Annotated in this window: 9 protein-coding genes; 4 read left to right on the top strand and 5 right to left on the bottom strand. The window is 50.6% G+C overall.

From position 1 onward, the window contains the following. Positions 1–326 precede the first annotated feature (326 nt). Positions 327–1,400 carry a M42 family metallopeptidase gene (locus Q7V48_12270; protein MDO9211502.1) on the bottom strand — a complete coding sequence of 358 codons (1,074 nt, stop codon included), beginning with the start codon at positions 1,398–1,400 and terminating at the stop codon, positions 327–329. 259 nt (positions 1,401–1,659) lie between these two features. On the opposite strand from Q7V48_12270, the gene Q7V48_12265 reads away from it, so the two are divergent. The 4 genes from Q7V48_12265 to Q7V48_12250 all read left to right on the top strand — a co-directional run bounded on the left by Q7V48_12265 (position 1,660) and on the right by Q7V48_12250 (position 5,940). Then, a complete protein-coding gene (locus Q7V48_12265) occupies positions 1,660–2,400 on the top strand; it encodes a TatD family hydrolase (GenBank protein ID MDO9211501.1) in 741 nt (246 codons plus the stop codon). 12 nt (positions 2,401–2,412) lie between these two features. Continuing rightward, positions 2,413–4,086 (top strand): ATP-binding protein, encoded by a 1,674-nt coding sequence (locus Q7V48_12260; protein ID MDO9211500.1) that lies wholly within the window; start codon positions 2,413–2,415, stop codon positions 4,084–4,086. Next, a complete protein-coding gene (locus Q7V48_12255) occupies positions 4,087–5,043 on the top strand; it encodes a radical SAM protein (protein MDO9211499.1) in 957 nt (318 codons plus the stop codon). Positions 5,044–5,166: 123 nt separating this feature from the next. Continuing rightward, complete coding sequence (locus Q7V48_12250) at positions 5,167–5,940, top strand: SDR family oxidoreductase (GenBank protein MDO9211498.1); 774 nt, start codon at positions 5,167–5,169, stop codon at positions 5,938–5,940. 139 nt (positions 5,941–6,079) lie between these two features. On the opposite strand, the gene Q7V48_12245 is transcribed toward Q7V48_12250, so the two are convergent. From Q7V48_12245 to Q7V48_12230, 4 genes are all read right to left on the bottom strand, one after another. Continuing rightward, on the bottom strand, positions 6,080–6,232 hold the full coding sequence (locus tag Q7V48_12245) for a hypothetical protein (protein MDO9211497.1): 153 nt from the start codon (positions 6,230–6,232) through the stop codon (positions 6,080–6,082). Between the two features lie 77 nt (positions 6,233–6,309). Then, positions 6,310–6,525, bottom strand: a complete 216-nt coding sequence (locus tag Q7V48_12240) for a hypothetical protein (protein MDO9211496.1) — start codon at positions 6,523–6,525, stop codon at positions 6,310–6,312. A gap of 133 nt (positions 6,526–6,658) precedes the next feature. Then, positions 6,659–7,039: an AAA family ATPase gene (locus Q7V48_12235; protein MDO9211495.1), complete on the bottom strand. Its 381-nt coding sequence runs from the start codon at positions 7,037–7,039 to the stop codon at positions 6,659–6,661. Positions 7,040–7,592: 553 nt separating this feature from the next. Next, the coding region (locus Q7V48_12230) for a DEAD/DEAH box helicase family protein (protein MDO9211494.1) at positions 7,593–9,956 on the bottom strand (2,364 nt) is incomplete at its 5' end.

The following is a 9,956-nucleotide window of genomic DNA, read 5'->3' as shown; positions in this document are numbered from 1 at the left end:
AGACAAGGCAGAGGCCGCCCGTTATATGAAGGAAAAGAAAATAAAAGAGATTTTCCCCGGATGTTTCATCCAGAAATTGTCCTGATACCCCACACCCCGCGCTCCCACTCCCCTAGGTTTAAATGGTTGGCAAACCAATCTTTTTTGTCCCATCATAAGTCGATTCCTTTGAAAAATACTTAATTTGTCATTGCGAACGAAGTGAAGCAATCTCATAACATGCCGATTAAAAAGGAGATTGCCGCGTCGTCCGCCTGAGGCGGGCTCCTCGCAATGACAAGGAATGAAGTTTTTCAAAGATCTCAAGTCTAAAATCCTATGAGCCTTTATAGGGGGATGAAACTCATTTTTTCCTTTAATTCATAGATGAATTCCACCAGGAGCCGGCAGGTGGCTTCGAGGTCTTTGAGGGAAAGGACCTCTGTAGGCGTATGCATGTAGCGCAAGGGAACGCTGACCAGTCCGGTAGCTACTCCCTTGCGGGAGAGTTGGATGACGTTGGCATCGGTCCCTGTGGCGCGGGGGGCACCGAGGATTTGCACGGGGATTTTGGTTTTTTTAGCCGTTTTTATGAGCAGTTCATATACCAGAGGGTTAATGTTAGCGCCGCGGGCAATGATGGGGCCAGCTCCAAGCTTGTACTCACCGACGCGCTTTTTATCTACATCCGGATAATCGCTGGCGTGCCCAACCTCGACGGCGATGCCCACGTCAGGCTGAATCTGGTAGGCACTGGTTGTGGCTCCCCGTAAGCCAAGCTCTTCCTGAACGGTGGAAACCCCGTAAACCGAACACCAGGGACGCTCCTTCTTCTCGCCAACCCTGCGCAGCACTTCTGCAACTACAAAGCTTCCTACTTTATCGTCGAATCCCCGCGAGACAACCCGGTCCCCGATGAGTTTTTCCAAACCACCGGCAAAGGTTATGGCATCCCCGATTTTGATGAATCTTGAAGCCTCCTTTTTATTCTTGGCCCCGATGTCGATGAATTGGTTGTAAAACTGGACAACTTTTTCCCGGTCCTTGGGGTCGATGAGGTGAATGGGTTTGCGGCCCACAACACCCATGACTGGGCCGTTTTGGGCATGGATCCATACGCGCTTCCCCGGAAGAAGCTGATCGTCGATTCCTCCGATCGGGGCAAAATAAAGGAAACCATTTTCATCGATGTATTTCACCATAAAGCCCACCTCGTCGCAATGGCCGGCGAGCATGACCGTAGGCTTGCCTTTTTCCCGCCCCTTGAGCAAACCGGAAGCATTGCCCAACACATCGGTTTGAACCTCATCGACGTGACCCCGGATGTATTCCCGGAAGACTTTCTGGGCCGGTTGCTCATAGCCGGAAGGGCTGGGGGCTTCGGCGAGGGCCTTTAAAAATTCAAAAGATTCGGAGCGCATTCGTATAACCTCCTTTAAAGGTCGGCTTGATTATTGAAAAATAGCAAAGCGCATAGTGCAGGGGACATAGCGTTAAAGAAATTTTAATTTAAGAAAATCATTTTTATGGGTCGCGGTTCACCTACCCGCCATAGATAACTATCATTTAGAATAACTCACATGTAGATCCCGGATCAAGCTCTTTAAAATTTCCTTGACCTGCCTCATTCATCTTAGAGATAATGACATATCTTTGGGAAAAGATGGAGAATGGCCATCCTTGAACCTCATCGATACCCATGCCCATTTGGACAAAATTAAAGATATCGAAGGAGCCCTGGATCGGGCCCAAAAAGTTGGGGTACGGGCCATTGTAGGAGTTGGCGCGGACCTGGTCTCTAACGAAAAAATTCTTACCCTGGCCGGCCGCTATCCTGGCTTAATATATCCAGCCTTGGGCCTGCACCCTTGGCGGCTAAACTCCGATGACCTGGAGGCCAATTTTTCTCTGATCAAACGAGAGCTCCCTCAATGCTTGGCTCTGGGAGAAATCGGGCTTGACTTTGCTCTGGAAACTCCCCAAGATCATCAAAGAGAAATTTTCGGAAGACTACTCGAGATTGCTGTCAAGGAAAAGAAACCCATTCTCCTGCACGCTCGGCGAGCCTGGGCGGCGGTTCTGAATTTGGTGAAAACTTTCCAAGTTGAGAAAGCAGTTTTCCATTGGTACAGCGGCCCGGCAGAGATTCTGAAAGCAATATTCGAGATGGGATATTATATTTCAGCAACGCCAGCAGCCGCTTACAGCGAAAGGCACCGCCGGGCCATCCAGGCTACGCCCCCGGATCGGTTACTTCTGGAAACAGATGCTCCGGAGGTATACCAAGGGAGGCCGAGCGAACCGAAAGACCTTATGAATACCCTGCATGCTGTAAACGCTCTGTTGAGCCTGGAACCGGAAAAGATTGCCGAGCAGACTTTTGGTAATGCCCAAAATTTCTTCCAACTCAACCTAACATAAGGAAGGAACCTTATGAAAGAAGATTGGAGTGAATTATTGCAACTTGGATCAGGGCAGTTTGTAGAAATCACAAGCTGCTACCGGAAGAGTTTCAGCGGTAAACTTAAAAAAAGGACTCTTAAGGAAATCATCCAAGGCGTTAACGAGTCTTTAATTGCCATGGGCAACGCTGAAGGGGGAACGGTTCTTTTAGGTGCAACAGGGGACGGCGAAGCAGAAGGAATTTATTTTGACGATCGGAGTCGTCAACTTTTGATTCGCGCTTTGGAAAAGTCCTCAATCCCCCCCCTGAAATTCAAGGCGGCAACAGAGGAGATCGGAGGAAAAATCCTTCTCCGCTTCGCAATAGCCCCCAGCCCTACCATTCATCTTCTACTCAATGGGAAGTGCTATATTCGCGTTGGACCGGAGAATATCCCTCTTTCCAGAGAAAGAGTAGCCAATCTAAAAGAGGCCCGAGCCGAAACCTGGCACGAGCGTGAAGTCCTTCTGCAAAGCTCTTGGGAAGACTTAGATCAAGACTTGGTAGCTGATTTCATAGCTCCTTTGGGAACGCTCGGAGAGGCTGAAAAGATCCTCCACCGCCCCTACGGTCTGATTGAGTATTGCAACGGGAAGCCATTATTGACCCGGGCGGCTGCCTACCTATTCGGAAAAGATCCTTTGCGCTGGCACCCCCGGCCAGGGGTTGAATTCGTCCGTTTTGAGGGAAGCGAAAGAGGGACGGGGAGCGAGTATAACGTTGCCGAACGAGTCCGCTTCGAAGGACCCATCCTGAAATTGATCGGGGAGGTGGATGGCTTCATTGGAGAGCTTATTAAAGAAAAGGTTGTACCGCGCGACCTCTTCTTCCAGGAGAAATTCGCATACCCTGTTTTCGCCTTACGGGAGGCTCTTATTAACGCCATCGCCCATAGAGATTACAGTCGGGAAGGAAGGGCGATTGAAATTTGGATGTTCGATGACCGCATCGAGATCCGCAACCCCGGCCGACTCCCCGGGCCCGTAAAAATGAAACAACTCCTGCGCCAGGAAAGGGTCCATTATTCCAGGAATCCTCTGCTAACCCGCGTCCTGGTCGATCGGGGCATTATGAAGGCATTGGGAGGAGGCCTTCCCCAGATATTCCGGGAGATGGAGCGGCATGGTCTGAATCCTCCGGAGTTGCAAGAAGAAGGGGATTTTTATTCCTTGATATTCCGGAACACGCCGACCATGGACGAAAGCACGCTGGTCTGGATGCAACGTTTTCGAGATCATGGACTGAACCCAAGACAGAAGCGAATCTTGGCCTACGCCAGAGTCCAGGGCATGATTTTCAGCAGCACGGATTACCAGAAATTAGGAGTAGGCCGGGACGCAGCCTACACCGAGATCAGAGAAATGGTCAATAAAGGAATCGTGCAGCCACTTAAAAAACACGGAAAGGGTTACCGCGTTTTAGAACTGGCCGATCGAAACGCTTCCCTTCCGGGTTTGGACTGGGTCGGGGAAGCTCTGGAAAAGAAGGGTTTCTTCACTCTTGCCGACCTAAAGCAGCCGAAGGCAGTCTCCAGGAAGAAAGCCTTGAACTTAATGCGGGAACTGGCCAAACAGGGGTATTTCGCACTTTCCGGAAAGGGCAGGGGGATCCAGTACCATCCGACGGAAAAGCTGCAATCGTTGTTAGAAAAGAAAAAAGAATAGATGGCGCAAAAAGAAGAAAAAATTTTCCGCCCCGCTTATTTGAGCCTTTTTGAGAATGGAAGCCTTAAAGATCGAGTGTCCCAGGCTGAGGAGATTTTAAAATCCTGCTGCCTTTGTCCGCGTGAATGCGGGGTGGAACGGAGTATTGACCAAAAAGGATATTGCCGCACGGGGGTACAAGCCGTCGTATCCAGTTACAGCCCCCATTTCGGCGAAGAAGATCTTTTGGTAGGTTCCAGAGGGTCGGGGACGATTTTTTTTGCGCACTGTAACCTTCTGTGCCTTTTCTGCCAAAATTACGAGATCAGCCATCTGGGCGAAGGCCGGGAGGTTACGCCTGACCATTTGGCCAAAATCATGCTCAGCCTGCAAGAAATCGGCTGCCACAACATCAACTTTGTGTCCCCTTCGCATGTGGTGGCCCAAATTCTGGCTGCTTTACCTCAGGCGATCGCCGGGGGATTGCGGATTCCATTAGTCTATAACACGGGTGGGTATGATTCGGTAGAGACCCTTAAAATGCTGGATGGCGTGTTTGACCTTTACATGCCGGATATAAAGTTTTTAGATGGGGGAGTCGCCGACAGGTTCTGCCGGGCTAAAGATTACCCGGAAAGGGCTAAGGCGGCGATCAAAGAAATGCATCGGCAAGTGGGGGATTTGGTGGTCAACCAACGGGGCATTGCCGAGCGGGGGCTGTTAATAAGGCACTTGGTTCTACCGGGTGAATTGGCCGGGACCCGGGAGGCCATGGGTTTTTTGGCGAAGGAAATTTCCCCCCATACCTATGTCAATATCATGGCTCAATACCGTCCCTGCGGAGAGGCGCATAAGCATCCTTCCTTGAATCGGAGAGTCACCCCAGCCGAGTATGAAGAAGCTTTAGCGATAGCCCAGGAAGAAGGGATCCATCGCTTGGACCAGAGGACAGGGGCAAGGATCGTTCGCTTTATTTGAAAAAATCCAAAAACTATTTTGGACGCGGATGAACGCAGAAAAAACAGGTTCCTCCATTCTGCTCTTAACTGCGTATATCTACGAAAATCTGCGTCCCTATGATTTTTAATCGGAGGCGGGAAAATGAATGTCAAAGAAATGTTCGATTTAAGCGGGAAGGTAGCCATCGTTAGCGGTGGAGGAAAAGGAATTGGGTTGAAAATGGCTGAAGGCCTGGCTGAAGCCGGAGCCAATGTCGTGCTTTGTTCGCGGAAAATAGAAAATTGTCAGAGAGCGGCGGAGAAGCTTTCAAAATTGGGCGTGAAGGCCTTAGCCTTAAAGTGTGATGTGAAATTTTTAAAGGACATCCAGGAGGTGGTTGACAAGACCCTTAAGGAATTCGGGCGGGTTGATATCCTGGTGAACAATTCGGGGGCGAATTGGGGGGCTCCTCCAGAAGACCACTCACTGGAAGGATGGCAAAAAGTAATGGAGACGAACATTACCGGAGTTTTTCTTTTTTCCCAGGTTGCCGGCCGGGTAATGATCCGGCAGAAAAGCGGAAGTATCGTCAACATCGCTTCCATTATGGGGATCGTCGGGACGGAATCCGAGGCCGCGGATGCCATCGCTTACAGCGCCAGCAAAGGAGCGGTGATCGCCTTTACCAAAGATCTAGCAGCTAAGTGGGCCAAACACAACATTCGAGTAAATGCCATTGCGCCGGGTTGGTTTCCAACGGATATGACCCAGTGGGTTTTAGAACATCATGGAAAGAAGTTACTCAGTCATATCCCCATGGGAAGGTTCGGAGAAGAGGATGAACTGAAAGGGGCCACGGTTTACTTAGCCTCGAAGGCGTCGCGATACGTCACCGGTGCCATTATTCCTGTAGACGGTGGATATTTAACCATTTAAGGCAGTAGGAACGAAAAAGAGGGTGAATGCTGGATGTGCAGTATTACCCTATGCTTTTTTGGCCAGGGTCGGAGGATTTAAACAAGATTGTACCTTCCACTAAGGTGATGGGAAGCTATATTTGTATCGATCAGATATTTCATTCATCTTCATCAGGCATCGAGGAAGGAATAAGCCTTGACCGGGATAGCTCTTCCAGTTGCTTATCTTCGTCGCCGCTTTCAATCCATACGCCAAATAGATTCCTGATGTGAATCCACGGATCTTCATTAACAGCTTCATTGGCTTTCATACGTACCTCATGAGATTAAAATCAAGTCATTTTTCTACCTTACTGATATAAATGTCAAGACCTTTAACGCAGGAGGCCTACGGCTTGCTTACTTTTTCCGCATAATCTTCAAAATCATCAGAGACTGATTTATATTTTCCTACCGGATTAAAGGTGCATTTGATTTTATTTTCATATTCGCGATAATAGAGGTATCTTTCATGCACAGCTTTAATACGTGCCATGAAATTAGGGGCTGGTTCGTAGGAGGAGCGGCCTTCGCGGCGCGCAAGCTCGGTTTCGGTGGGAACCAATTCACCATGAAAGGCTTTGGCAAGGATTGAATGAGTAAGCTTTTCCGTCCTGGCTTTGGCCGCGAACTCAATGGCATAAAAATTTTTCTGTCCCTTCCTCTTGAATTAAGGTTCCGGATCAAATCGTTATCCTTCACTGCCCCAGCCCGATGTGGGAAGTATAATCTAACCCCACGATTGTTGATTGTTGAGACCTGACCCTTTTCCTCTTCATTCGATCCCGGCCTTTTGTTTGCAGATCGGCTTCTAAAGAAAACTCAGGCCGGTCCTTCTCAAGTAAAGATGCAAGGCCGCCAGTTGGAAATCGAAAAAGTTCGGCCGGATACCCCCTGACCGGGCCGGAAAGGGCATCAGCCAGGGTTCGTTCCGTGGCAAGACACGATAAAATGAGCAGTGCATCTAAGAGATTCGATTTGCCGGAGGCGTTTGGCCCGAAAAGGACGGTAAGGGCGGGGAATTCCACTTCAATATCAGCAAGTGACTTGAAGCCCTGAACCCGAAACCGTTTCAACATCAATGGTTATCCTTTCCATTCTTGGGCACGTCGCCAATATTCCCACAGTCATCAGCATGACCTATCCCCAGCCTGCAAAACAAGGCGTTTCGTCCGGTACTTCCCAAATTCCCGTTCTTCTTTTTCTTTTAGGACCCCGAAGGTTTCTCCGGGGTAATCGGGGCCGTAAAGGTCTTTGGGTCGAAAACCTCCCCCCCTTTATCGAAAGCAAACACCACCGCATGACTTATCAAAAGAAATTAGTAAGGTGTCCCTGGAATTCCCTGGAATTCGGAAACCTTCTCTTCTGCACTATAATGCTTGCGCTGTTTGTTCATGGTGTTCCCTCCGTGTTCTATACCTTATTATACGGCGGAACACTCCATTTCCAACTGGGGCAAGACACAAGGAGGAAATAAGTGTACTTTGACTGGCCCTCACGGTGCTGTTTGTGAAGTTCAATAATTCCTTGTTCTGTCATGCAATTGCTCCATCAATCGACACTTAACCTTGAGCGTGACCCTCGTTTCACGCCGCATCCGCGCGGGGTAAAACGTAGATGTCCACGCTCTGGCTATGTCTTCTCTTTGAATTCCTTGAAGCCCTCCAGCAATTGCCGGAATGAAGTTGGCTTGTATTTTTCAAAACTTTCTTCGTCCACGTAAACGAAGTCATACATCACGGCGGACTGCACCGTATTGATGTCCTCGCACCATTGCCGCAGCCGTGCCATCTTCAGCGGCACATCCAAATCTTCCCGCCCCTTCGTCTCGACAATGACAATCCGCCTATCGGACAGCTTGGCCATAAAATCTGGGTAGTAGTTGGAAATGTCGCCGTCCGCGTTCACGTAATCCAACTTGAAATGCACCGCCAGGTAATTCTTGGCGTAGGAAACCACATCGTCGCAGTCTTCCAGGAAGCGGGCAAACAGCAGTTCAAAATGGCTGTCCCCAATGATCCTGTTAAAGACGCTCTTTTTCGGAATAAGGTAGCCCTGATCCTTGGCTACAAAGGGCCGTGTCTGGCGCAGCTTGATGGTATCGCGGATTTCGGCGTCGCCTTTGTCCTGCACGGTGAGGGCGTTGATCGCCTTCTTAAACGTCTCGATCAGGGTTTTGGTAGCGGCTGGTTCCGATAGATTGCGCAGGGTGTTAGGGCTTTCCAGTTCCACAGGGCGGTCAAACAACTGCTCTTGCACAAACGCTTTGACCTTGCCATACAGCACATCGTAGCCGCTGACCAGCCGTAAATCCTTCATCATGGTCTGTGCGAAGTAGCCGATCACGCTGCGATAATCGGCAATGCCCGTCGTATCGAGGATGGTGGTATGCGTCACCTCGCCGGTGGTGATGTCCTTGAAGACGATCTCCCGCTGTTCTTCCTCACTGAAATGCTGGTAGGCCACCTTTGCATGGCCGAGCGCGTTCACATCCAGATCGCCCAGGTTCTTGTATTCCCGGTAAACGCGCGGCGTCAACACCGGAATTTCAATATCCAGCGCGTCAATGTCTTTTTTGACATTTCCTTTGTCGATCTCCACTACCAGTGGGGTTTTAGGCTGTGTGCCTTCTCCCATCGGTTTGCGTTCCAGGACCACACCCTCGGCCTGAATGGATTCAACAAAGTCCATAAAGGCATTCGTGCCGACAACGCTGACATACTCTTCCACGCCGCCGGGGTACATTTTACGCAAGCCGCGTCCCAGGGTCTGCTCGGGTAAGATGTTGCTCGGGGCTTTGTATGGGCGCAGGCCCACAATGGTGGTGACGTTGCGCACGTCCCAGCCCTCTTTCAGCACCATCACGGAGATGATGGCTTTGTACGGGCTGTCCATATTATCAATTTCGTTTGCCTGCCTGCGTAGCTCATCCAATTCTTCTTTGGCTTTTCCTGACCTTGACTCAGAAATCTCGCCGGTATTCTTAGTGTGGATGACCAAAACCGCTCCTTGTAGATCTGGGTAGTTGCCCTCCAGATAGGCTGCCACGTCGTCGCAGTTGCGGGTGTCGTCGGTCATCACGAACAGAATAGCCTTCTTGCCCAGCTTTTCGTGTTCGGCATAAGCCTTGCGCCACTCGATTACACCCAGGTGAATGTAATCGGCGTATTTCTCGGTATACTTGGCGCTCTGGCGCTCCACCAGTTTGGCACGGCTGGCCGCATCGGGCAATACCGGGTGTTTGACCACATTCTGCGAGATGGCTTCCACCAGCGGGTAATCGGCAACAGTCTGCACAAAAATCGCTCCATTGTCGTGCCTGGGCGTGGCAGTGGTATCCACTTGCAGGGAGAGGGCGGACCCTTTTTGCTTCAGGCGGTTGTGGATGTCCTCGATGGATTTGAACCAAGCCATGCGCGGGTCATGGATGTGGTGCGCCTCGTCGTTCAGTACCACTAGTTCATCAATGTCGCGCACGATCATTCCCAAGTCCACTTTGGAGTCAGTGGTCGCGCCAGTGGGACGCTTACCCAGGAAATAATCACGCATGTCTTCATCATCGGGCGATGAGGGAATGTCGTCCCCGGCATAGACGCGGTGGATATTGGTCAGGAAGATGTTGCCGGTCGGGCGGGTGATGCGCACCTCGTCCTGCCGGTGCAGAGTCAATTGAAAATCGTCCCGCCAGTTACGCCCGTCCACACCGTTGTCGGGGATGACCGGGTCATCGAAAAAGATGTTAAGGCTTTTAAAATCCTTGTAGATGCGATCCAGCACGATGATGTTCGGGGCGATCACCAGAAAATTTCGGGCCAGCCCCGACTCCGGCTCATACAGTTTGTGGTAAAAGCTCCAGGCCAGCACCAGGCTCAGCACTTTGGTTTTGCCGGAGCCGGTCGCCATCTTCACCACAAAGCGCCGCCAGGTCTCGTCGAACATGCCCGTGGAGACGGCGCCGGAACTGTCGAAGCGCATCATGTCGAACTTGTCCTGCAC

The organism is Deltaproteobacteria bacterium, from assembly GCA_030654105.1.
Classification (GTDB): Bacteria; Desulfobacterota; SM23-61; order SM23-61; family SM23-61; genus JAHJQK01.
Note: the sequence above shows the minus strand (reverse complement) of the source record. Positions and strands in the feature narration are given on the sequence as shown.

Excerpts from the sequence above, each read along its gene's own strand:
- Q7V48_12260 (MDO9211500.1), top strand. The coding sequence starts at position 2,413 with ATGAAAGAAGATTGGAGTGAATTATTGCAACTTGGATCAGGGCAGTTT.
- Q7V48_12250 (MDO9211498.1), top strand. The coding sequence starts at position 5,167 with ATGAATGTCAAAGAAATGTTCGATTTAAGCGGGAAGGTAGCCATCGTT.
- Q7V48_12255 (MDO9211499.1), top strand. The coding sequence starts at position 4,087 with ATGGCGCAAAAAGAAGAAAAAATTTTCCGCCCCGCTTATTTGAGCCTT.
- Q7V48_12270 (MDO9211502.1), bottom strand. The coding sequence starts at position 1,400 with ATGCGCTCCGAATCTTTTGAATTTTTAAAGGCCCTCGCCGAAGCCCCC.
- Q7V48_12235 (MDO9211495.1), bottom strand. The coding sequence starts at position 7,039 with ATGTTGAAACGGTTTCGGGTTCAGGGCTTCAAGTCACTTGCTGATATT.
- Q7V48_12245 (MDO9211497.1), bottom strand. The coding sequence starts at position 6,232 with ATGAAAGCCAATGAAGCTGTTAATGAAGATCCGTGGATTCACATCAGG.